Here is a 22,345-nt window from a genome sequence, read left to right as displayed (position 1 = left end):
CTCTTTCTAGCTATTCACCAAATGGGCGTAAAAGCCATCCTGTGCAAGCAAGTCTGCATGGATGCCTTCTTCGACAATCTTGCCCTGATCCAAAACAACAACCTTTTCTGTCCGCTCAGCTATGGTCAAGCGATGGGCGATGAAAATCAAGGTCTTGTCTAAAGCCATGAGATTATCCACGATCCGCTTCTCCGTCAAGATATCCAGACTGCTGGTCGCCTCGTCCAATATCAAAACAGGTGCATCCGTTAAGAGAGCACGCGCCAGAGCGATTCGCTGCCGTTGGCCACCTGAAATCCCTGCCCCATCCGAAGTCAATTCTGTCTGGTAATTCAGTGGCATGCGCTCGATATCCTCCCGAATCTCGGCCAACTCAACCGCCCGTAAGATATCTTCCTGAGTCGTTCCCTCCTTAGCTCCAAGGAGAAGATTTTCCAAAATCGTTCCGTTAAAGACATAGGGCTGTTGAGGCAGATAGTTGATGTACTGGCGTAGGGCCTTTTTATCAATCTGATTGAGATTGACACCACCCAGACTAATCTCTCCCTGACTAGGGTCGTAAAAGTTAACCATCATCTTGGCCAAGGTGGTCTTGCCTGACCCTGAAATCCCCACGAAAGCCACTTTAGAACCTTGCGGGATCGTAAAATTGATATCCGACAAGACGTCACGACCATAGCCATACTTGTAGTGAACCTGCTTAAAGGTCATATCCCCTTTCATCATGCTCAAATCTTCGACTGTTTTCTTCTCCTCAAACTCCGAAGCTACTAGATAAACCTCATTTAAGCGATTATTAGCAACCTGCGCTGTCTGAAGTTTGGTTTGCAGGTTGATGATATTTTCCAAAGGATTGGTAAAGTAAACAAGCAAGGTATTATAGGTAATCAGCTGGCCCAAACTCATTTTCCCATCCATGACCAGAATAGCTCCCAGCCAGAGAACGGCAACATTTAGCAGGAGCTGAGCAACTTTTTTCAGAGCCTTTTGCTGACTTTCTGCCCGACTGTAGGTAAAGGATTTTTTCAGATAAGCTACAAATTCCTTATCAATCTTTTGATAGCGTGAACTTTCACTGGTCAAAGACTTAATAGTCTCAATACCGTTGATGTCCTCGATGATAGAAGAAGACAGAACCGCATTGGCTTCCATAGTGCCCCGATTCATCTTTTCAAAAGGCTTCATAAAGGCAAAGATAATCGCTGTATAAATGGGAAGTGCAAGCAGACTAATGAAAAAGAGCGTTATATTTTGTGAAAACAAGACCAGCGAGATAATCAAAATCGTTGACACATCTAGGAAAATCGACAGAATAGTCGATGCCAGCGCATCGATGATACTGTTAGCATCCGTGAAACGAGACACGATTTCTCCTGTCCTGCGTGTCGCGAAAAAGGACATCGGCAGGTGAAAAACATGCTTGATGTAGGACAAAATCACGTCAATCGACAAGCGTTGCCCAAGGATTAGTAGGAGATATTCCTGGGCATAAGACAAAATTTGCTGGAGAATATAGACGATGACCAAACCAATAGAGATAATACCCAGTGTCGAGCGCATCTGGTCTGGCACATAACTATCAATGATGGACTGCAGATAATAAGAACCTACAATGTTAATCAATGTTACCAAGAGTGTCGCTAGGACAATATTGGTAATTAACCCACGCTGTTTGAGTAAAATCGGCAAGAAGGATAGGAGCCCCTGTTTTTTCTCCTTATGAGGTTTATAGCCCGGAGATGGCGCCATAAAAATACTGACCCCTGTCCACTCTTGCGCAAATCGCTCACGGGAAATCTTGGTCAGCTTGACACCAGGATCCGGATCAGCGATATGAATGTGCTTCTTATCCTGACCTATCACCACATAGTAGTGGAGCAACTTTCCTTCCTTAAGCACATGAGCCACAAAAGGAAAGGTCAAATCTGGCAAGTCAAAGAGCGTCATATCCGCCTTGATAGCCCGCGTCTCAAACCCAATCTCCTCTGCCACCTTTACAAGTCCCAAAGCGGTCGTCCCATCCATGGTCGTCTTGGCTAACTCTCGTAGATGAGCCAAGGAGTAATAACTACCGTAGTAGCCAAAGACCATAGCCAAGGAAGCCACGCCACAATCCATCTGATCCACCTGTGGACGATAGTGCCTTTTCCCAAATTTCATATCCATCTCCTTTTTTCTAACAATCTCTTTAAAAATTTGTAAGATTATTTTAACCAAATAAGGAAGAAATAAGAGAATTATTTCTGAAAAAACAATATCCACACCTGAACAACACTTTTGCCAAAGAAAATAGGCAGAACAAGAGTCCTGCCTGCTTAAAGTAACCGTTAAAAAATGAATACCCACAAATAAACTATTCTGAAATGATATTTCTATGAAGCGAGATAAAGGTCATCAAGAATAATGAAGTCGTAGGTATGTCAAAATATTCAAACCATGTAGGTAGATTTATTCTGTTTACATCAGCTACGATTCTAATCATTAGATAAGCCATTGAGCTAAACAATACAATAAACTCTGGCCAAGCTTTTTGTAGTAACTGAACGACTTTCATCTCAAACTCCAATCTGATGGTCAATCAATTTCCTATCTTACTTTCTGTTGTTTTGTACTTGTATCCTAGATAAAACAAACCAAGTAGAATCGGATAAGTTTCTGGATAAAACAAGGTATTGAGCGGTTTTTTCAAAATCAAATACGTTGCGATGTAGATAATGAGTGATACAATAAAATATCCCTCAGCAAATCCTAATAAGAATTTTTTCATGGTAGACTCCTATTTACCTGACAAGAGTGCTCGAGTTGTTAAAATAGCTCCACCTGTATATACAAAACCTTTTACAAAACCGACTGCCACAGGGATAAGAAGGGGAAAGGCTCCCCCTTGAATTTCCTGCAAGTCCGTATCAGTCATTGTTTCAAATTTTAAAATAGATTTTTCCATATCATCTCCTCCTTCTATTACCATCTACTCGTCACATAATTATAACCTGCAATTCCTGCTGCAGTAATTCCACCAGCAATTTTAGCTGCTGTCACAGGATTAGCAAGCACCCAGGCTACAATCGGCCATGCTCCTCCATTCACATCCGTCAACTCTTCTTCTGTAAGAGCTACAAAGTTCTGTTCCATGTTGTCAAAATTTGTCATTTGTTTTCTCCTTATTTTTTCTGTATATTTAATCTTTAACCTCTAAGCCACTTAAATAGCCAGATTGGGTAAATTACTGAAATCATTTTCTTCTCTCCTTCCCTTTTTCCTTACCTATCTATTCGAAAAACAATTCGAAAATGAACAACTCATTCATTTTTATTTTAAAAACCACTTAATAAACCACGGATAAAGACCAGTCACATACATAAACACTCCTCCTTTTATCTTTCTCATCTCTTTATTCGCAATTTCTACTAAAAATTTTTCTTTTTTCTACAAACAAAAAAGCAACATGCAAATCATGTTGCTTTTTGCTATTCTTTACTTTTGACAACTGCTACAACATCTCCTACACTTTGCAGTTGGTCAATTTCCTCATCACTGATTTCAATTCCGAATTCATCTTCTAGTGTCAAGACGAACTCCATCAAGTCCACTGAGTCCGCATCTAGTTCATCTTTCAAACTCAAGGCCTCTGTTACGACAAAGTCCTCTCCCTGTCGCTCTTGGATAATGGTTACAATACGGTCAAAAATTTCTTTTTCTGTCATCTTTTTATTCTCCTGAAAATTCACGCGCAGTCTGGGCAACTACGTCTGTTTCTAGCATGGTACGAATCTGGCGAATCGTACTATACACAGCCTTTGCGTCACTTGAGCCATGAGTCTTGACAACCGGTGCCTTAACACCAAACAAGACTGCTCCACCAACATCTGAATAGTTGAGTTGCTTTTTCAAACCTTTAAGGCTATCCTTGAGAAGAAGAGCACCTAGTTTCGCTCGAAGACCACCACCTGTGATAGCTGTCTTAAGCAAGCCCATGATACCCATGGCTGTCCCCTCAATAGATTTGAGCACAGCGTTTCCCGTGAAACCATCTGCCACAACAACATCCGCAACGCCATTCATCAAATCACGCGCTTCCACGTTTCCGACAAAATTCAAGCTTTCATCAGCTGCCAGCAAGGCGTAGGTTTCCTTACGAAGGGGATCACCCTTGCTACTCTCTGTTCCATTATTGAGCAAACCAACACGTGGTCTCAAAATCCCACGAACATTTTTCGCATAAAAGGAACCCAAAACAGCGTATTGGTGCAGATGATGGGCCGTATTTTCAGCATTGGCTCCAAGGTCTAGCATGTCAAAGCCTTTGCCATCAATGGTCGGTAAGGTCGACATGAGTCCAGGACGGTCGATATTCTTGATACGACCTACAATGAAGAATCCTGCAGCCAATAAGGCACCTGTATTCCCAGCCGAGAGGACAGCGTCTGCCTCTCCTTCTTTGACTGCCTTAGCCGCTAATACCATACTGGCATTTTTCTTCTTACGAATAGCTTTTGTAGGTTCATCATCAAAATCAATCTTCTCATCCGTATGGATAATGCTGACACGTTCTGTCGCTGTTAGATATTGCTTGATTTTGCTTTCGTCTCCATAGAGTTGAACCTCAATATCTGAAAAGTCAGCCAGGGCTTGATTGACACCCTCAACGATAGCTTGAGGTGCATAATCGCCCCCCATAGCATCTACTGCAATTTTTTTCATTTGTCTTCCTCTTTTAGTAATTGCCCCCAGTCTGCTAGGGAATCAATAAATTTCTTTGATTTTAGGTGAATTCCAACATACTCTTCGTAGATTTGGTCTATAAACTTGCGCAAGTCTTGCTTGATTTCAGGCTTGAGCGAAATGGTCTCCAAAGTCTCAAAATCAATGGCTTGAAATTGATTGAGAAGATAAGGGATATTGGGATTCAGATGGCAACGTCTCTCATCTTCATGATAATGCTCTGGGCAGAGGCAGGCTCCATATTTGAAAGAAAAGTCAAAAGCCTGACCGATCCGATGGCAAAAGACACACTCATTAAAATTAAGGCTAATCCCAAATCGGGTCAAGATTTGAATTTCAAAAATATTGGTCAAAACCTGATAATCCAATCCTGCTTCCATCAACTCCAAAGTCTTTTGTAAAAAAGCAAACAAGGGAGCATCCTGCTGATTATCCTGCAAACTAGCATCTGCAAGAGCAGCCACATAGGTTGCATAGGCCATGACAAAAAGATCACTATTAATCTTAGGAAAGGTCATCACCTCATGGTAGTCCTCGATATAGCTGAGCCCATCATCATTGATTCGTAAGAGAAATCGCGCCAACACCAAGGGCTGAATAACCGGAGCTAGTTTGGACTGACCAGCGTGTTTGACGAAAAACATGCGCTTGCCAGCCTGCTCGGTAAAAATCTTGACTAACTTGTCATCCTCACGAAAATTACGATTGTAGAGCACCAAGCCTTGACTCGTGATAGACTGAATCATGCTTCTCTCATGTACTCCTCAAGTCGTTTCATGGCTTCTTTGATAGTCTCCATGCTAGCTGCATAAGATAGGCGAACATAGCCTTCTCCGTAGCGTCCAAAGGCGTCACCAGGGATAAAGGCAACAGCCTTCTTCTGAGCAAAATCCTTCAGAAAAGCAAAGGAATCTTGATTGTAGCCAGCAGGAATCTTAGCAAAGATATAGAAGGCACCGTCTGGTTTAATAATCTCAAAACCAAGAGCAGTCATTTTCTCGATAATATAATCACGACGCTGGATGTACTCCTTCTTCATAGGCTCCGCGTCGTTTTTACCCGCCGTCAAAGCCTCCACCGCAGCATGTTGAGCCATAGTGTTTGCGGCAGTTACCAAGTACTGGTGACTCTTGATTAACTGAGCTGTAAAGGCCACAGGAGCAAAGATAAAGCCTAAACGCCAACCTGTCATAGCATGAGACTTAGATAAACCATTGATAATAATAGCCTGATCTCTCAGCATAGTTCCCAAAGATACATGGGCTTCGCCTGTATAGGTTAATTCTGAGTAAACCTCATCACAGACAACGAAAATCTCATACTTGCGTAAAACGTCCGCCAAGGCTTCCAACTGCTCCCGACTATAGGTAATTCCTGTCGGATTGGCTGGATAGTTGAGAATGACCGCCTTGAGCTTGTCGCCTTGCTCCAAAATGGCCTTTTCCAACATTTCAGGAGTCAAGACAAAACCATTTTCAGTCGTGTCAATCTCGACAACCTCTGCCCCAACTAGATTGACAATTGGTTCATAGCCTGGATAGGCAGGAGCTGGCAAGAGCACCTTATCTCCCTCTTCCAAAATAGCTGTCAAAGTAGCCGATAAAGCCTCTGTCGCCCCAATTGTAACCAAGATCTCATTTTCAGGATTGTAATCTAGCTGGTATTTTTCTTTTACAAAATCACTGGCTGCCTGACGTAATGTTAACAGACCACTCATCCCTGTATAGTAGGATTGGTTCTGGTCGATGGCCCGCTTAGCCGCTTCCTTAACATGATCTGGCGTTGTAAAATCAGGTTCCCCCAAGGTCAAACGCAGGACCCCAGGAATCTCCGAAATAGCCTGGTCAAACTGGCGAATCAACGAAACTTGAATCTTATCTAATTGTTTATTAAAGCGCTTAGTTAAGTCCATAGATACCTCCTACTCTCAAAACGTATCTCTATTATACTACAAAAGCCCCCCGACCGCAAAAATACATTATATAATATCTTTCCACTTTCTATTTTACTTTTCCTGTTTACAGGTCTATAATGGTAACAGATTATGATTGGAGGTTTTTATGTCATTTCTATCAAAAAATGGAGCAGGCATCTTGGCCTGCCTTCTCATTTCTATCATTTCTTGGTTTCTAGGAGGACTTTTCCCCGTCGTGGGTGCACCCGTTTTTGCAATCTTTATAGGAATGCTCCTACACCCCTGGCTCTCGCCCTACAAACAACTAGATGCAGGTTTGACCTTTAGTTCCAAAAAATTACTCCAGTATGCTGTTATCTTGCTTGGTTTTGGTCTCAATATCTCGCAAGTCTTTGCAGTCGGACAAACTTCACTCCCTGTCATCCTATCAACGATTTCAATTTCCTTGATTGTCGCCTACCTCTTCCAGCGTTTCTTTGCACTAGACACAAAACTGGCTACCTTGATTGGAGTGGGGTCTTCTATCTGTGGTGGCTCTGCCATTGCTGCGACAGCGCCCGTTATCCATGCCAAGGAAAAAGAAGTTGCCCAAGCCATTTCCGTTATCTTTTTCTTCAATATCTTGGCTGCGCTCATCTTTCCAACTCTAGGAACCTGGCTTCATCTATCCAATGACGGCTTTGCTCTCTTTGCAGGAACTGCGGTCAATGATACTTCTTCTGTAACGGCCACAGCTAGTGCTTGGGACAGTCTTTACCAGACCAATACCCTCGAGTCTGCAACCATTGTTAAACTCACGCGCACCTTAGCGATCATTCCCATCACTCTCTTCCTCTCCTACTGGCAAAGTCGCCAGCAAGAGAATAAGCAAGGCGTACAACTAAAAAAAGTTTTCCCACTTTTTATCCTTTATTTTATCCTGGCCTCTCTCTTAACGACTCTTCTCACCTCTCTCGGTGTGTCTAGTAGCTTCTTTACCCCTCTCAAACAACTCTCTAAATTCTTTATCATCATGGCCATGAGTGCTATCGGTCTCAAAACCAATCTGATTGCCATGGTTAGATCCAGTGGCAAATCTATTGTCCTCGGAGCTCTTTGCTGGATTGCTATCATCCTCACCAGTCTTGGTATGCAAGCATTGATTGGTACTTTATAACACAAAAGGTAGCCCATGGCTACCTTTTTATTTCTCAAGAATTAAGCGAGTATGTTCTCTCTTGATACAGCGATTCATCACGATGTCATCGCATCCTCCAGCACGCAAGATTTCTTCCGCTTCTAGATTTTCAAGTCCTAATTGCGCCCAAAAAATCTTGGCATCAGCCTTGAGAAAATCACGCGCCACATCTGGTAAAAACTCGCTCCGTCGATATACATTGACAATATCCACTGGAAAAGGAATCTCAGCTAGACTCGCATAAGCCTTTTCTCCCAAGATTTCCCCACCTGCAGCCTTGGGATTAACTGGAATGATTTTATAGCCCCGAGCCTGCATTTCCTTGGTCACTCGATTGCTAGTTGTTTCTTCACGATCGGACAAACCCACTACTGCTAATGTTTTACTGGTTGCCAGATACTGACGAATCACACCATCACTTGGATTGATAAATTCTTGACTCATAGAAATCCTCCTTTTTCATCAGTATAGCACATTTTGAAAAGGCTTGCATATTTTGACTATAAAAATCTCCTAGCAAGAAAAGAAACTTGCTAGGAGAACTATCTATTTCAAGTGAAAGTTTAGATTTTTTTCTCGATACTAAATAATGGAGAAAGAGGACGTTTTTCGTGGATACGAACGATGGCATCTCCTAAGAGGTGGGCAATAGAGATCTGTTCAATCTTATCAATCAAACGCTCTTCTGGCAGGTAGATGGTATCCAAAACAACCAATTTTTTAATAGCTGATTTTTGGATATTATCCATAGCAGGACCAGAAAGTACTGGGTGCGTACAGCTTGCATATACTTCAACAGCACCTGCTTCAGCAAGAGCATCCGCCGCATGACAAATAGTTCCAGCTGTATCGATCATATCGTCAATCAAGATACAAGTCTTACCTTCTACTTTACCGATAATATTCATCACTTCACTGGTATTCATCTTGTCTACACTACGGCGTTTGTCAATAATCGCAATTGGAGTTTTCAAAAACTCTGCCAATTTACGAGCACGAGTCACCCCACCATGGTCTGGGCTGACAACCACGTAGTCAGATCCAACCATGCCACGACGTTCAAAATAGTCCGCAATCAATGGAGCACCCATCAAGTGATCTACAGGAATATCAAAGAATCCCTGAATCTGCGCAGCGTGCAAATCAATCGTTAACAAACGATCCACTCCAGCTACTTCAAGCATATTTGCGACAAGTTTTGAAGTGATTGGCTCACGCGCGCGCGCTTTTCTATCCTGACGTGCATAGCCATAGTAAGGCATAACAACGTTGACAGATTCTGCACTAGCACGCTTCAAGGCATCCACCATAATCAAAATTTCAAGTAAATTATCATTTACAGGTGAACTAGTTGATTGTAGGATAAAGACGTGTTTTCCACGGATTGATTCTTCGATGTTGACCTGAATCTCTCCATCTGAAAATTGGCGAACAGTCGATTTCCCCAACTCTATCCCAATTTCTTGCGCCACACGCTCTGCCAATTCTCTATTAGAAGAAAGGGCAAACAGCTTTAAATCAGAAAAAGACATGATTTCCTCCGGTATTTATGTATCACTTGTTTTTTACACAACATTTTCCATCTACCATTGTAACGCTTTTCCCTTTATTTTTCAATCAAAAATAAAACAAGAGTAAACATTTATACCCTTGTTTTATACTATTTTATATTAGCTATATTAAAACTAAAAATCCTACATTTTAACAATCGATTTTATGCTAGGATGAAATTTTTTCGAGACAAAGTTAGTATACTTCTCTCATACTTCCTGTATCCACATCATAGACAGCACCTGAAATAACCACATCATCAGGAATCAGTGGAGATTCTCGAAGCAATTGCATATCCTCTCTCACACTCTCTTCAACATCCTGGAATGGTAGAAAATCTTGGTCAGACACATCAACTCCGAGCTCATGTTTCAACTGTTCATGAAAACTTTCATTTTGAAAGGTTTGAGCTCCACAGTCTGTATGGTGAAGCACTACAATCTCTCTAGTCCCCATTTGTTGCTGGGAAATCACCAGTGAACGAATCATGTCTTCAGTTACTCGACCACCCGCATTCCGCAAGATATGTGCATCTCCAAGTGCCAAACCTAGAGCTTGCGCAACGTGCAGACGTGAGTCCATGCAGGTCACAATAGCCACTCTGGTTTTGGGTTTGATTGGCAGATTTAACTGTCCGTGTAGGGCAACATAAGCCTGATTGGCTTGCATAAACTGTTCAAAATACGACACGATTCCCTCCTTGAAAATTTGATAGCCAAATATTTCTCCTATCTTATCATTTTTAAGAAGATTTGTCACGGATTATGCAAAGACCTTTTTCAAAACCTCCTGAATGGTAGTCACACCAATCACCTGAATTTTCTTGGGCGGAGTGATTCCTGTCAAGGAATTCTTGGGTACATAAATCTTGGTAAAACCCAGTTTTGCAGCTTCATTGATGCGTTGTTCGATACGATTCACGCGTCGAATTTCTCCGGTCAAGCCCAGTTCACCCACAAAACATTCCTGAGGGTTGGTAGGCTTGTCCTTGTAACTAGAGGCAATAGCCACTGCAACGGCTAAGTCAATGGCAGGCTCATCCAATTTCACACCACCAGCAGATTTGAGATAGGCATCCTGATTTTGCAAGAGAAGCCCTGCCCGTTTTTCTAAAACAGCCATAATCAGACTAGCACGATTGAAATCAAGTCCTGTCGTTGTGCGCTTAGCATTTCCAAACATGGTTGGTGTTACCAAAGCCTGGACCTCCGCCAAAATCGGACGGGTCCCTTCCATGGTCACAACGATTGACGAGCCAGTAGCCCCGTCCAAACGCTCCTCTAGGAAAACTTGACTCGGATTGAGTACCTCAACCAATCCACCCGACTGCATCTCAAAAATCCCAATCTCATTAGTGGAGCCAAAACGGTTTTTGACCGCTCTCAAAATACGAAAAGTATGGTGGCGCTCCCCTTCAAAGTAAAGCACCGTATCCACCATATGTTCCAACATACGTGGACCAGCCAAGGTTCCTTCCTTGGTCACATGACCTACGATAAAGATGGCAATGTTATTAGTTTTGGCCAGCTGCATGAGCTCAGCAGTCACCTCACGGACTTGAGACACAGATCCTTGTACCCCTGAAATCTCAGGAGACATAATCGTCTGGATAGAGTCGATGATGAGAAAATCTGGTTGGATGCGCTCCACCTCAGATCGAACGCTCTGCATATTGGTCTCTGCATAGAGATAAAACTCGCTATCGATATCTCCCAAGCGCTCTGCTCGTAGCTTGATTTGCTGGGCAGACTCCTCCCCACTGACATAGAGAACCGTTCCCACTTGAGACAACTGGGTTGAGACTTGTAGGAGAAGCGTTGATTTCCCAATCCCAGGATCCCCACCGATGAGGACAAGACTGCCTGGTACCACTCCGCCTCCAAGCACACGGTTGAATTCCTCCATCTCCGTCTTGGTTCGATTGACATTGATAGAAGTCACCTCAGCCAGTTTCATAGGCTTGGTTTTCTCACCTGTCAAGGACACACGCGCATTCTTGACCTCGGCAACCTCAACCTCTTCTACAAAAGAAGACCAAGACCCACAGTTGGGGCATCGTCCCAGATATTTAGGGGAATTATACCCACAATTTTGACATACAAATGTCGCTTTTTTCTTTGCGATGATAAACCTCTTTCTATATCTCTAACTCACACTCAATCACTTGGCAAAAATCAATTTTCTCATTTGGCACAAACTGGCGCATGAGCATGTTGTGAGTTACCACTATCACGGTCTGGTAATCTCGATACTTAGTCATACATTCTAGAAAACGAGACTTCATCTCCGCAGCTGTCTCATATTGAATAGAACTATTAGGAAGAAACTCCCCCTTATTTTCTAGAAACATAGTACGAGCTTTTTCAAAATTATCTGTGCCACTTTCATAGACCTGCCATTCATGCAATAATGGCTCCACTCTTAAAGGAAGTCCCGTAGCATAAACCACATAAGAAGCCGTTTCTAAAGCTCTTGTGACTGCAGAAGATATGATTATTTCTGCTGAAGAGAGTAAAGGATTGGTGCACAATTTCTGGGCTTGTTGCCGTCCCTTCTCAGACAAGGGCGCCAAATCTATCCCAAATCCCGTATAAGAACGCTCCTCTAACTCACAATAATCTGGCTCCCCGTGACGTATAAAGATAATCTTCATCCTAGTGACCAGTCGATCCAAATCCACCAGTCCGAACACCGTCTGCCGCATCTCCATCTGCAATTAAGAAAGGAGCAAAGACAGCCTGGACCACACGTTCTCCAACTTCAAGAACAACCTCTTGGTCTGTGATATTCTTCATCTGAGCAAAAATATGCCCTTCATTCCCAGGATTTCCATAATAATCCCCATCAATGACCCCCACAGAGTTAATCAAAACCAGACCCTTCTTACGAGGATTTGAAGAGCGATCATAGAGATAGAGAACCTCAGTCGGCTGCATATAAGCCTTAACCCCTGTCGGAACCAAGACAATCTCTCCTGGCGCAATAACCGTACGCACAGCAACCTTTAAGTCGTAACCAGCCGCATGCGCTGTCTCACGCTTGGGCAACAAATTTTCATCTGTAAAAGTAGAAACCAATTCAAAACCACGAATTTTCATATTCTTCTCTTTTCTATTATCATTTATTCTAGATTATTCTATCTTATTTATTCGGAAAAAGCACGAAAAAAAGAGCACACAATTCAAATCGCTTAGGGCTGCTGGATTCCTCCCCTGACCCGCTTCACGCAGAACTGTTGCTCCACTATTTATTATATCACATTCCTATTCATTTTAAAAGAAAAATTATTTTTTCCGTCTATTTCTAAAAAAGTCCTGCATAATAGCTGCGCATTCATCTTCCAAAATTCCCGTTTCAACCTCTACACGATGGTTGAGACGCTCATCTGTCAAGATATCGTACAAACTCCCAGCAGCGCCAAATTTCTGGTTTTTAGCCCCATAGACCACATTTGGAATACGGGCAAGCCCAATCGCCCCACTACACATGACACACGGCTCAATGGTCACAAAAAGCGTGCAATCCAGCAAGCGCCAACTCTCCTCACTCAGGTTCGCATTCTCTATAGCCATAATTTCCGCATGCATAACCGCCCGTTGCAACTCCTCGCGCGCATTATGCCCCCTACCAATGATTTCTCCATCCTTGACAATCACACAACCAATTGGAATTTCATCGTGTTCCAGAGCAATTTCTGCCTCTCTCAAAGCCTCTTTCATGAAGCATTCTTTTTCTTCAACTGTATAATCCATAGTTTCTCTCTTTTCCTGCTTATCAATTCTATCATTATAGCATGTTTTCCTAGACAAAAAAAGAGCTCTATAATATTTACACTGACTAACTTTAGATATTATCAAATCGCTGGATTATAGAAATAATGTTTTAAAAAGAGTATAATATTAACAAAATTGATAGAAAATCAGAAATCATGAACTTAAAATAATGGAGATAACTGACATAGAAAGTTCAAAAAATGAATATACTGAAATTTATACAATAAACAATATGAAAGGGTAAATGATGAAATTAGAGTTATTACTGGATAAACCAAAATTTACCTTAATGTTTCCATATAAAAATCAATTTAATAGAGCAGGGGGACCATTCATGATATCTTTATCTGTTATGATTCTCTGGATTCTAAAGCATCTGATAGCTTATAATACCGATTTTACAGACAAGATTATTATAGCAATCGTACTGATTTATACTCCACTTCTTCTATGGTTTATGGGGTATTATCTCTTCATAAATGGAGTAAAATTAGAAGTTCATAAAAACAATACTGTTCAGTATTATACCTATAGTAGCAGAGGCCTCAGCGTATTACATTATCAATTTAAACTTCAAGATATCGAACAAATAACCATTAAAAAGCGTCCCTTTAATTGTGCAAAGTTAACCATGAAAATTAGAAATCCTATTTTTTTAGAAGGATATGAGAAAAATCTAAATAAGCTAATAAGTGTCAGTATCATCACAGATAAACTGAAAGCAGATGTTTTTATGCACGAAATGAACCAAATTCAAAATGACAAATCAGGAAACCAAGTTATCAAATAAGCTAATTTACAAAAAATTTAATTTTATCTAACTTATAAATTCTAAAGAAAATAGTTCACTGAAGAGGCTGGGATCAAAAATCCCAACCTCATTTTTGCTTAGTTGTACACCTATAATTTATTAGTAGATTAAACTGTTTGTTGGTATTTTAAAATTCAAAAGCTCCTTTGAATAAAACTTCCTTTCTCTATCCACAACCTTAACCAATCTACCGAATTGTTGAAACCATGAAGTTCTAGGTCTATCAAATTAAGACTTGGTCTACAGATTTCTGTCCCACTGTTTTTTTCTTTATCTTAAAAAGTCATGTAGAAGCCTATATAGGACTTATGAACTAAAAAAGCCACCGAATGCGGTGACTTAATAGGGAGATTATTATGAAAAAGAAAAGTTTAGGATATTTGTTACAACAAGTTAGGAGGTCTTCTTGTAACTGTCTATAGTATACCCGACCTATCTTAAACTAATCTTAAAAATCTCCTATGACCAAACACTTTCTAAAATATTAGTTTGTTCACGATCAGGACCTACTGAGAAAGTAGAAATACGAACCCCAACCAACTCGCTTACACGACGAACATAGTTACGTGCATTCTCAGGAAGGTCTTCTAAATTACGGACTCCAGTGATATCTTCTGACCAACCTGGCAATTCCTCGTAGATTGGCTTGCAGCGTTTCAACTGCTCAAGACTAGCAGGATAGTAATCAATACGTTGACCATCAAGATCATAGGCCACACAGATTTTCACAGTATCCAAACCGCTCAAAACATCAATAGAGTTCAATGAAAGATTGGTAATCCCAGATACACGACGGCTGTGACGCATCACAACTGAGTCAAACCAACCTACACGACGTGGACGGCCAGTTGTTGTACCGTATTCATGACCTACTTCACGGATGCGATCTCCCACTTCATCAAACAATTCAGTTGGGAAAGGTCCGTCCCCTACACGACTCGTATAGGCTTTACAAACACCTACAACCTTGTCAATCTTACTTGGACCAACACCAGACCCAATTGTCACACCACCAGCGACAGGGTTTGAAGAAGTAACAAATGGATAAGTCCCTTGGTCAATGTCCAACATGACACCTTGTGCACCTTCAAACAGCACACGTTTGCCGTTATCAAGTGCATCGTTCAAGATAACGGATGTATCTGTCACATATTGCTTGATTTGTTGACCATACTCATAGTATTCTTCAAAAATATCATCAACTGAAATAGGGGTGCTATCATATAATTTTTCAAACAAACGATTCTTTTCCGCAAGATTGCGTTCTAAACGCTCACGAAAAATCTCTTTATCCAAGAGATCCGCAATACGAATTCCAACACGAGCAGCTTTGTCCATATATGCTGGACCAATTCCCTTTATTGTAGTACCAATCTTATTATCACCCTTAGCTTCTTCTTGCAAGCGATCCAACTCAATGTGGTAAGGCAAAATAACATGCGCACGATCAGAAATACGCAAGTTATCAGTTGTCACACCTTCATCATGAAGATAGCTCAACTCTTTCACAAGAGATTTTGGGTTCACGACCATCCCATTGCCAATAACAGAGATTTTTTCAGGAAAGAAAATTCCAGATGGAATCAAGTGCAACTTAAATTTTTTACCATCAATCACAATCGTGTGACCAGCATTATCACCACCCTGATAACGAGCAATTACCTCTGCATTAGCTGAAAGAAAATCTGTAATTTTCCCTTTACCTTCATCACCCCATTGGGTACCTACAACAACAACTGAAGTCATAATAAAATTCGTCTGAGCTACTAGAAGCTCGTCCTTTCTCATATACATGGCAGGAATTTCACCCGCAATTATATCTTACAATTTATTATAAGAAAAAAACACTATTTTATCAAGAAGAAACAGTAGAAAAGATTTGGAATTTCTGTAAATAACAAAATTCAAAACCTTAAAAATTAAATAAAATCCTACAAAATATAAAATCAATACAGATTATTGTTCGTGATATATGATTTATGAGTTTCTTATCGGATAAGAGTTGTACCACCTTGCAGGAATTTATCCAGATATAGACGATAAGCTGTTTTAAAGTGATATAGTGAAAAGTCCCTATCACTTTTTATTTTAAATCGGATTAAGTAATATAGTAAAAACCGAAGATGAAGTGATTCCCACTCTGCACAACTCTGACCTAAAGAGGCATATTCTTGTTCAACTAGTTTCAAAAAGACAAATGCTCGTTCATAAAATTTTTGAAGCATATAAAAATTCCCTTTCTTATTAGTAACACTAGTCTAACAAAAATATAAACTAAAAAAACTTCAAATCCTATAAATGAAGAATTTAAAGCTAAACAAACTAAAAGTAAAATAAAGATGTAATTATAGGTACAAAAACTAAGATTTAGATTTTCAACTATCTACTCCACTTATAAATCATAACCACCCGTCTAACGGGTGGTTTGCACCAGGGCTATAAGCCCAAATTACCAGCCAGCGCCTAAAGACGCTGGCTTTCACGTTGTTCAAGCCTCATTGTTCTTGACTCGTCACTTGCCTCTTAAAGAGGCCTTGCTACTACTTACCACTATCCCTAAAGAGATCCTCATATTCTTTTACACTCAATTTATCTAATGCTATATCATGCCAAAAATGTCGGTTCCCAAACTTGTACTTGAGGTTGGCGTGTTTGTCAAACATCATAAGTGCACTTCTATAACTACATAATCGGTGGAATATTTCTCCCAAACTACTTCGATATTGATTATAAATGATTTTTCGTCTATACTTAGGGGTGAACACAATGTGATATTTACACATCCACTTCGTGTGTGATAAACTATGTGCCTTTTGTGCCATATTTTTCTCCTTTCGCTTTACAATTGGACTGAACACCTTCATTGTATCGCGTTTGGAGTTTTTTGGTATAACCTTCGATGCGCACCCGCATAGCGGGTGGTTTATTTGTCTCGCTCCGCTAGGTGCGAGACGGACTGAAAGTCACATAAATAAAAAAAAACGTTCAATGAACGTTTTTTCAGTACTCCGCCAGTAGGACTCGAACCTACGACATCATGATTAACAGTCATGCGCTACTACCAACTGAGCTATGGCGGATAAAAGCTAAGCGACTTCCATATCTCACAGGGGGCAACCCCCAACTACTTCCGGCGTTCTAGGGCTTAACTACTGTGTTCGGCATGGGTACAGGTGTATCTCCTAGGCTATCGTCACTTAACTCTGAGTAATACCTACTCAAAATTGAATATCTATCAAATATCAAGTAAACCTCACACTTCGTATCCTCAGTTACTTTGGATAAGTCCTCGAGCTATTAGTATTAGTCCGCTACATGTGTCGCCACACTTCCACTTCTAACCTATCTACCTGATCATCTCTCAGGGCTCTTACTGATATATAATCATGGGAAATCTCATCTTGAGGTGGGTTTCACACTTAGATGCTTTCAGCGTTTATCCCTTCCCTACATAGCTACCCAGCGATGCCTTTGGCAAGACAACTGGTACACCAGCGGTAAGTCCACTCTGGTCCTCTCGTACTAGGAGCAGATCCTCTCAAATTTCCTACGCCCGCGACGGATAGGGACCGAACTGTCTCACGACGTTCTGAACCCAGCTCGCGTGCCGCTTTAATGGGCGAACAGCCCAACCCTTGGGACCGACTACAGCCCCAGGATGCGACGAGCCGACATCGAGGTGCCAAACCTCCCCGTCGATGTGAACTCTTGGGGGAGATAAGCCTGTTATCCCCAGGGTAGCTTTTATCCGTTGAGCGATGGCCCTTCCATACGGAACCACCGGATCACTAAGCCCGACTTTCGTCCCTGCTCGAGTTGTTGCTCTCGCAGTCAAGCTCCCTTATACCTTTACACTCTGCGAATGATTTCCAACCATTCTGAGGGAACCTTTGGGCGCCTCCGTTACCTTTTAGGAGGCGACCGCCCCAGTCAAACTGCCCGTCAGACACTGTCTCCGATAGGGATCACCTATCCGGGTTAGAGTGGCCATAACACAAGGGTAGTATCCCAACAACGTCTCCTTCGAAACTGGCGTCCCGATCTCTTAGACTCCTACCTATCCTGTACATGTGGTACAGACACTCAATATCAAACTGCAGTAAAGCTCCATGGGGTCTTTCCGTCCTGTCGCGGGTAACCTGCATCTTCACAGGTACTAAAATTTCACCGAGTCTCTCGTTGAGACAGTGCCCAAATCATTACGCCTTTCGTGCGGGTCGGAACTTACCCGACAAGGAATTTCGCTACCTTAGGACCGTTATAGTTACGGCCGCCGTTTACTGGGGCTTCAATTCATACCTTCGAGTTACCTCTAAGCACTCCTCTTAACCTTCCAGCACCGGGCAGGCGTCACCCCCTATACATCATCTTACGATTTAGCAGAGAGCTGTGTTTTTGATAAACAGTTGCTTGGGCCTATTCACTGCGGCTGACCTAAAGTCAGCACCCCTTCTCCCGAAGTTACGGGGTCATTTTGCCGAGTTCCTTAACGAGAGTTCTCTCGCTCACCTGAGGCTACTCGCCTCGACTACCTGTGTCGGTTTGCGGTACGGGTAGAGTATGTTTAACGCTAGAAGCTTTTCTTGGCAGTGTGACGTCACTAACTTCGCTACTAAACTTCGCTCCCCATCACAGCTCAATGTTATAGAATTAAGCATTTGACTCAATTCACACCTCACTGCTTAGACAGACTCTTCCATTCGTCTGCTTTAGTTAGCCTACTGCGTCCCTCCATCACTACATACTCTAGTACAGGAATATCAACCTGTTGTCCATCGGATACACCTTTCGGTCTCTCCTTAGGTCCCGACTAACCCAGGGCGGACGAGCCTTCCCCTGGAAACCTTAGTCTTACGGTGGACAGGATTCTCACCTGTCTTTCGCTACTCATACCGGCATTCTCACTTCTATGCGTTCCAGCGCTCCTCACGGTACACCTTCTCCACACATAGAACGCTCTCCTACCATACCTATAAAGGTATCCACAGCTTCGGTAAATTGTTTTAGCCCCGGTACATTTTCGGCGCAGGGTCACTCGACTAGTGAGCTATTACGCACTCTTTGAATGAATAGCTGCTTCTAAGCTAACATCCTAGTTGTCTGTGCAACCCCACATCCTTTTCCACTTAACAATTATTTTGGGACCTTAGCTGGTGGTCTGGGCTGTTTCCCTTTCGACTACGGATCTTAGCACTCGCAGTCTGACTGCCGACCATAATTCTTTGGCATTCGGAGTTTATCTGAGATTGGTAATCCGGGATGGACCCCTCACCCAAACAGTGCTCTACCTCCAAGAATCTTGATGTCGACGCTAGCCCTAAAGCTATTTCGGAGAGAACCAGCTATCTCCAAGTTCGTTTGGAATTTCTCCGCTACCCACAAGTCATCCAAGCACTTTTCAACGTGCCCTGGTTCGGTCCTCCAGTGCGTCTTACCGCACCTTCAACCTGCTCATGGGTAGGTCACATGGTTTCGGGTCTACGACATGATACTAATGCGCCCTATTCAGACTCGGTTTCCCTACGGCTCCGTCTCTTCAACTTAACCTCGCATCATATCGTAACTCGCCGGTTCATTCTACAAAAGGCACGCTCTCACCCATTAACGGGCTCGAACTTGTTGTAGGCACACGGTTTCAGGTTCTATTTCACTCCCCTCCCGGGGTGCTTTTCACCTTTCCCTCACGGTACTGGTTCACTATCGGTCACTAGGGAGTATTTAGGGTTGGGAGATGGTCCTCCCAGATTCCGACGGGATTTCTCGTGTCCCGCCGTACTCAGGATACTGCTAGGTACAAAGACTATTTTAAATACGAGGCTATTACTCTCTTTGGCTGATCTTCCCAAATCATTCTTCTATAATCTTTGAGTCCACATTGCAGTCCTACAACCCCGAAGAGTAAACTCTTCGGTTTGCCCTCCTGCCGTTTCGCTCGCCGCTACTAAGGCAATCGCTTTTGCTTTCTCTTCCTGCAGCTACTTAGATGTTTCAGTTCACTGCGTCTTCCTCCTCACATCCTTAACAGATGTGGGTAACAGGTAGTACCTGTTGGGTTCCCCCATTCGGAAATCCCTGGATCATCGCTTACTTACAGCTACCCAAGGCATATCGTCGTTTGTCACGTCCTTCTTCGGCTCCTAGTGCCAAGGCATCCACCGTGCGCCCTTATTAACTTAACCTTATTTTCTGACCTTTCAGTCAGTAACTCTTATTAATACTACAGCGTTTCGGTTTATTTTCTTGTTACTATTTGATATAGATATTCAATTTTCAATGTGCATTACTTGGTGATCTCTCACCAATGGAGCCTAGCGGGATCGAACCGCTGACCTCCTGCGTGCAAAGCAGGCGCTCTCCCAGCTGAGCTAAGGCCCCACAAGACCTCTCAAGACTAAACAAGACCAATGCGCAGTTCCTTATCCTTAGAAAGGAGGTGATCCAGCCGCACCTTCCGATACGGCTACCTTGTTACGACTTCACCCCAATCATCTATCCCACCTTAGGCGGCTGGCTCCAAATGGTTACCTCACCGACTTCGGGTGTTACAAACTCTCGTGGTGTGACGGGCGGTGTGTACAAGGCCCGGGAACGTATTCACCGCGGCGTGCTGATCCGCGATTACTAGCGATTCCGACTTCATGTAGGCGAGTTGCAGCCTACAATCCGAACTGAGACTGGCTTTAAGAGATTAGCTTGCCGTCACCGGCTTGCGACTCGTTGTACCAGCCATTGTAGCACGTGTGTAGCCCAGGTCATAAGGGGCATGATGATTTGACGTCATCCCCACCTTCCTCCGGTTTATTACCGGCAGTCTCGCTAGAGTGCCCAACTAAATGATGGCAACTAACAATAGGGGTTGCGCTCGTTGCGGGACTTAACCCAACATCTCACGACACGAGCTGACGACAACCATGCACCACCTGTCACCTCTGTCCCGAAGGAAAACTCTATCTCTAGAGCGGTCAGAGGGATGTCAAGACCTGGTAAGGTTCTTCGCGTTGCTTCGAATTAAACCACATGCTCCACCGCTTGTGCGGGCCCCCGTCAATTCCTTTGAGTTTCAACCTTGCGGTCGTACTCCCCAGGCGGAGTGCTTAATGCGTTAGCTGCGGCACTAAACCCCGGAAAGGGTCTAACACCTAGCACTCATCGTTTACGGCGTGGACTACCAGGGTATCTAATCCTGTTTGCTCCCCACGCTTTCGAGCCTCAGCGTCAGTTACAAGCCAGAGAGCCGCTTTCGCCACCGGTGTTCCTCCATATATCTACGCATTTCACCGCTACACATGGAATTCCACTCTCCCCTCTTGCACTCAAGTTAAACAGTTTCCAAAGCGTACTATGGTTAAGCCACAGCCTTTAACTTCAGACTTATCTAACCGCCTGCGCTCGCTTTACGCCCAATAAATCCGGACAACGCTCGGGACCTACGTATTACCGCGGCTGCTGGCACGTAGTTAGCCGTCCCTTTCTGGTAAGATACCGTCACAGTGTGAACTTTCCACTCTCACACTCGTTCTTCTCTTACAACAGAGCTTTACGATCCGAAAACCTTCTTCACTCACGCGGCGTTGCTCGGTCAGACTTCCGTCCATTGCCGAAGATTCCCTACTGCTGCCTCCCGTAGGAGTCTGGGCCGTGTCTCAGTCCCAGTGTGGCCGATCACCCTCTCAGGTCGGCTATGTATCGTCGCCTTGGTGAGCCGTTACCCCACCAACTAGCTAATACAACGCAGGTCCATCTGGTAGTGATGCATTTGCACCTTTCAATGGATTATCATGCGATAATCCATTTTATGCGGTATTAGCTATCGTTTCCAATAGTTATCCCCCGCTACCAGGCAGGTTACCTACGCGTTACTCACCCGTTCGCAACTCATCCAAGAAGAGCAAGCTCCTCTCTTCAGCGTTCTACTTGCATGTATTAGGCACGCCGCCAGCGTTCGTCCTGAGCCAGGATCAAACTCTCGTTAAAAGTTTGAGTTCTCACTCATTTCTGTCACTGACAGATTTATTGTTTTTTCATTGTTCAGTACTATAACCTTAGTTATAGTGCCCTGCACATTGGTTCGTCTTGTTCAGTTTTCAAAGGTCTTTGTCACTCAATCTCTCTCAAGCGACAACTATATTAGTATATCACAGCTGCTGACCTATGTCAACACTTTTTTGAAACTTTTTTTACTTTTTTTCTCACCTGTGATACACTCATAGTCCGTACGGGATTCGAACCCGTGTTACCGCCGTGAAAAGGCGGTGTCTTAACCCCTTGACCAACGGACCTTGAGCTTTTCAACTCTTTCTATTATACCTACTTTTCCTACTTTGTCAAGATCTTTTTTTCCTCTTTATCGAAATTCTGGAAAAGTTAATGGAATAGTATCCAATAGCTTATCATCT

The 22,345-nt window shown here is 42.9% G+C and carries 20 protein-coding genes, 3 tRNA genes, 3 rRNA genes and 1 other RNA gene; 2 read left to right on the top strand and 25 right to left on the bottom strand.

What is annotated here, in order from left to right; translation table 11 throughout:
- Positions 1-6 precede the first annotated feature (6 nt).
- The 8 genes from comA to ACVX3R_RS09330 all read right to left on the bottom strand — a co-directional run bounded on the left by comA (position 7) and on the right by ACVX3R_RS09330 (position 6,634).
- Entirely contained in the window at positions 7-2,160 is a 2,154-nt protein-coding gene (gene comA / locus ACVX3R_RS09365; protein WP_458794982.1) for a peptide cleavage/export ABC transporter ComA, read from the bottom strand.
- Positions 2,161-2,578: 418 nt separating this feature from the next.
- Positions 2,579-2,767, bottom strand: coding sequence for a hypothetical protein (locus ACVX3R_RS09360; protein WP_458794981.1), 189 nt, complete (start codon positions 2,765-2,767; stop codon positions 2,579-2,581).
- A gap of 9 nt (positions 2,768-2,776) precedes the next feature.
- Positions 2,777-2,944 carry a bacteriocin gene (locus ACVX3R_RS09355; RefSeq protein WP_084868626.1) on the bottom strand — a complete coding sequence of 56 codons (168 nt, stop codon included), beginning with the start codon at positions 2,942-2,944 and terminating at the stop codon, positions 2,777-2,779.
- A 17-nt stretch (positions 2,945-2,961) separates the two neighbouring features.
- Positions 2,962-3,150 (bottom strand): class IIb bacteriocin, lactobin A/cerein 7B family, encoded by a 189-nt coding sequence (locus ACVX3R_RS09350; RefSeq protein WP_458794980.1) that lies wholly within the window; start codon positions 3,148-3,150, stop codon positions 2,962-2,964.
- Between the two features lie 317 nt (positions 3,151-3,467).
- The gene (locus tag ACVX3R_RS09345) at positions 3,468-3,704 is read right to left on the bottom strand and encodes an acyl carrier protein (RefSeq protein WP_458794979.1); all 237 of its coding nucleotides are present in this window, start codon (positions 3,702-3,704) and stop codon (positions 3,468-3,470) included.
- 4 nt (positions 3,705-3,708) lie between these two features.
- Positions 3,709-4,701: a phosphate acyltransferase PlsX gene (gene plsX, locus ACVX3R_RS09340; protein ID WP_458794978.1), complete on the bottom strand. Its 993-nt coding sequence runs from the start codon at positions 4,699-4,701 to the stop codon at positions 3,709-3,711.
- Complete coding sequence (gene recO / locus ACVX3R_RS09335) at positions 4,698-5,468, bottom strand: DNA repair protein RecO (protein ID WP_458794977.1); 771 nt, start codon at positions 5,466-5,468, stop codon at positions 4,698-4,700. The genes plsX and recO overlap by 4 nt, the downstream gene beginning before the upstream one ends.
- Positions 5,465-6,634: a pyridoxal phosphate-dependent aminotransferase gene (locus ACVX3R_RS09330; RefSeq protein WP_458794976.1), complete on the bottom strand. Its 1,170-nt coding sequence runs from the start codon at positions 6,632-6,634 to the stop codon at positions 5,465-5,467. The genes recO and ACVX3R_RS09330 overlap by 4 nt, the downstream gene beginning before the upstream one ends.
- A 148-nt stretch (positions 6,635-6,782) precedes the next feature.
- Here ACVX3R_RS09330 and ACVX3R_RS09325 point away from each other — a divergent pair, with 148 nt between their 5' ends.
- Positions 6,783-7,793 carry a YeiH family protein gene (locus tag ACVX3R_RS09325; protein ID WP_033605809.1) on the top strand — a complete coding sequence of 337 codons (1,011 nt, stop codon included), beginning with the start codon at positions 6,783-6,785 and terminating at the stop codon, positions 7,791-7,793.
- A 27-nt stretch (positions 7,794-7,820) separates the two neighbouring features.
- Here the strand turns inward: ACVX3R_RS09325 and ACVX3R_RS09320 are convergent, their stop codons facing one another.
- From ACVX3R_RS09320 to tadA, 8 genes are all read right to left on the bottom strand, one after another.
- Positions 7,821-8,258 carry a CoA-binding protein gene (locus tag ACVX3R_RS09320; RefSeq protein WP_000076476.1) on the bottom strand — a complete coding sequence of 146 codons (438 nt, stop codon included), beginning with the start codon at positions 8,256-8,258 and terminating at the stop codon, positions 7,821-7,823.
- Between the two features lie 119 nt (positions 8,259-8,377).
- Positions 8,378-9,346 (bottom strand): ribose-phosphate diphosphokinase, encoded by a 969-nt coding sequence (locus ACVX3R_RS09315; protein ID WP_084933666.1) that lies wholly within the window; start codon positions 9,344-9,346, stop codon positions 8,378-8,380.
- Positions 9,347-9,560: 214 nt separating this feature from the next.
- Positions 9,561-10,055, bottom strand: coding sequence for a beta-class carbonic anhydrase (locus ACVX3R_RS09310; protein WP_007519434.1), 495 nt, complete (start codon positions 10,053-10,055; stop codon positions 9,561-9,563).
- 72 nt (positions 10,056-10,127) lie between these two features.
- Positions 10,128-11,489, bottom strand: a complete 1,362-nt coding sequence (gene radA / locus ACVX3R_RS09305; RefSeq protein WP_458795691.1) for a DNA repair protein RadA — start codon at positions 11,487-11,489, stop codon at positions 10,128-10,130.
- Between the two features lie 13 nt (positions 11,490-11,502).
- Positions 11,503-12,069: a histidine phosphatase family protein gene (locus ACVX3R_RS09300; RefSeq protein WP_458794975.1), complete on the bottom strand. Its 567-nt coding sequence runs from the start codon at positions 12,067-12,069 to the stop codon at positions 11,503-11,505.
- Complete coding sequence (locus tag ACVX3R_RS09295; RefSeq protein WP_000702002.1) at positions 12,020-12,463, bottom strand: dUTP diphosphatase; 444 nt, start codon at positions 12,461-12,463, stop codon at positions 12,020-12,022. The genes ACVX3R_RS09300 and ACVX3R_RS09295 overlap by 50 nt, the downstream gene beginning before the upstream one ends.
- Before the next feature lie 56 nt (positions 12,464-12,519).
- Positions 12,520-12,617, bottom strand: an RNA gene (ffs, locus tag ACVX3R_RS09290) — signal recognition particle sRNA small type.
- Between the two features lie 32 nt (positions 12,618-12,649).
- Positions 12,650-13,117, bottom strand: a complete 468-nt coding sequence (gene tadA / locus ACVX3R_RS09285) for a tRNA adenosine(34) deaminase TadA (protein ID WP_458794974.1) — start codon at positions 13,115-13,117, stop codon at positions 12,650-12,652.
- 265 nt (positions 13,118-13,382) lie between these two features.
- On the opposite strand from tadA, the gene ACVX3R_RS09280 reads away from it, so the two are divergent.
- The gene (locus ACVX3R_RS09280; protein WP_458794973.1) at positions 13,383-13,928 is read left to right on the top strand and encodes a hypothetical protein; all 546 of its coding nucleotides are present in this window, start codon (positions 13,383-13,385) and stop codon (positions 13,926-13,928) included.
- 480 nt (positions 13,929-14,408) lie between these two features.
- Here the strand turns inward: ACVX3R_RS09280 and ACVX3R_RS09275 are convergent, their stop codons facing one another.
- The 9 genes from ACVX3R_RS09275 to ACVX3R_RS09235 form a co-directional block, all read right to left on the bottom strand.
- Positions 14,409-15,695, bottom strand: coding sequence for an adenylosuccinate synthase (locus ACVX3R_RS09275; RefSeq protein ID WP_458794972.1), 1,287 nt, complete (start codon positions 15,693-15,695; stop codon positions 14,409-14,411).
- 242 nt (positions 15,696-15,937) lie between these two features.
- Entirely contained in the window at positions 15,938-16,174 is a 237-nt protein-coding gene (gene comW / locus ACVX3R_RS09270) for a sigma(X)-activator ComW (protein ID WP_458794971.1), read from the bottom strand.
- A 315-nt stretch (positions 16,175-16,489) separates the two neighbouring features.
- Positions 16,490-16,771 (bottom strand): transposase, encoded by a 282-nt coding sequence (locus ACVX3R_RS09265; protein WP_458794970.1) that lies wholly within the window; start codon positions 16,769-16,771, stop codon positions 16,490-16,492.
- A 184-nt stretch (positions 16,772-16,955) separates the two neighbouring features.
- Positions 16,956-17,029, bottom strand: a tRNA-Asn gene (locus tag ACVX3R_RS09260).
- A gap of 5 nt (positions 17,030-17,034) precedes the next feature.
- Positions 17,035-17,150, bottom strand: a 5S ribosomal RNA gene (rrf, locus tag ACVX3R_RS09255).
- A gap of 76 nt (positions 17,151-17,226) precedes the next feature.
- A 23S ribosomal RNA gene (locus ACVX3R_RS09250) occupies positions 17,227-20,128 on the bottom strand.
- Positions 20,129-20,251: 123 nt separating this feature from the next.
- Positions 20,252-20,324: transfer RNA gene (locus tag ACVX3R_RS09245), tRNA-Ala, on the bottom strand.
- A gap of 51 nt (positions 20,325-20,375) precedes the next feature.
- Positions 20,376-21,923: ribosomal RNA gene (locus ACVX3R_RS09240) — 16S ribosomal RNA — on the bottom strand.
- The 16S, 23S and 5S rRNA genes sit together here with 3 tRNA genes alongside, the layout of an rRNA operon.
- A gap of 233 nt (positions 21,924-22,156) precedes the next feature.
- A tRNA-Glu gene (locus tag ACVX3R_RS09235) sits at positions 22,157-22,228 on the bottom strand.
- Between the last annotated feature and the right edge of the window lie 117 nt (positions 22,229-22,345).

It is taken from the genome of Streptococcus sp. 517s, assembly GCF_054445985.1.
This window is presented reverse-complemented; position numbering and strand designations above follow the sequence as displayed.

Excerpts from the sequence above, each read along its gene's own strand:
- comA (WP_458794982.1), bottom strand. The coding sequence starts at position 2,160 with ATGAAATTTGGGAAAAGGCACTATCGTCCACAGGTGGATCAGATGGAT.
- ACVX3R_RS09360 (WP_458794981.1), bottom strand. The coding sequence starts at position 2,767 with ATGAAAAAATTCTTATTAGGATTTGCTGAGGGATATTTTATTGTATCA.
- ACVX3R_RS09355 (WP_084868626.1), bottom strand. The coding sequence starts at position 2,944 with ATGGAAAAATCTATTTTAAAATTTGAAACAATGACTGATACGGACTTG.
- ACVX3R_RS09350 (WP_458794980.1), bottom strand. The coding sequence starts at position 3,150 with ATGACAAATTTTGACAACATGGAACAGAACTTTGTAGCTCTTACAGAA.
- ACVX3R_RS09345 (WP_458794979.1), bottom strand. The coding sequence starts at position 3,704 with ATGACAGAAAAAGAAATTTTTGACCGTATTGTAACCATTATCCAAGAG.
- plsX (WP_458794978.1), bottom strand. The coding sequence starts at position 4,701 with ATGAAAAAAATTGCAGTAGATGCTATGGGGGGCGATTATGCACCTCAA.
- recO (WP_458794977.1), bottom strand. The coding sequence starts at position 5,468 with ATGATTCAGTCTATCACGAGTCAAGGCTTGGTGCTCTACAATCGTAAT.
- ACVX3R_RS09330 (WP_458794976.1), bottom strand. The coding sequence starts at position 6,634 with ATGGACTTAACTAAGCGCTTTAATAAACAATTAGATAAGATTCAAGTT.
- ACVX3R_RS09325 (WP_033605809.1), top strand. The coding sequence starts at position 6,783 with ATGTCATTTCTATCAAAAAATGGAGCAGGCATCTTGGCCTGCCTTCTC.
- ACVX3R_RS09320 (WP_000076476.1), bottom strand. The coding sequence starts at position 8,258 with ATGAGTCAAGAATTTATCAATCCAAGTGATGGTGTGATTCGTCAGTAT.
- ACVX3R_RS09315 (WP_084933666.1), bottom strand. The coding sequence starts at position 9,346 with ATGTCTTTTTCTGATTTAAAGCTGTTTGCCCTTTCTTCTAATAGAGAA.
- ACVX3R_RS09300 (WP_458794975.1), bottom strand. The coding sequence starts at position 12,069 with ATGCGGCAGACGGTGTTCGGACTGGTGGATTTGGATCGACTGGTCACT.
- ACVX3R_RS09295 (WP_000702002.1), bottom strand. The coding sequence starts at position 12,463 with ATGAAAATTCGTGGTTTTGAATTGGTTTCTACTTTTACAGATGAAAAT.
- tadA (WP_458794974.1), bottom strand. The coding sequence starts at position 13,117 with ATGGATTATACAGTTGAAGAAAAAGAATGCTTCATGAAAGAGGCTTTG.
- ACVX3R_RS09280 (WP_458794973.1), top strand. The coding sequence starts at position 13,383 with ATGATGAAATTAGAGTTATTACTGGATAAACCAAAATTTACCTTAATG.
- ACVX3R_RS09275 (WP_458794972.1), bottom strand. The coding sequence starts at position 15,695 with ATGACTTCAGTTGTTGTTGTAGGTACCCAATGGGGTGATGAAGGTAAA.
- comW (WP_458794971.1), bottom strand. The coding sequence starts at position 16,174 with ATGCTTCAAAAATTTTATGAACGAGCATTTGTCTTTTTGAAACTAGTT.
- ACVX3R_RS09265 (WP_458794970.1), bottom strand. The coding sequence starts at position 16,771 with ATGGCACAAAAGGCACATAGTTTATCACACACGAAGTGGATGTGTAAA.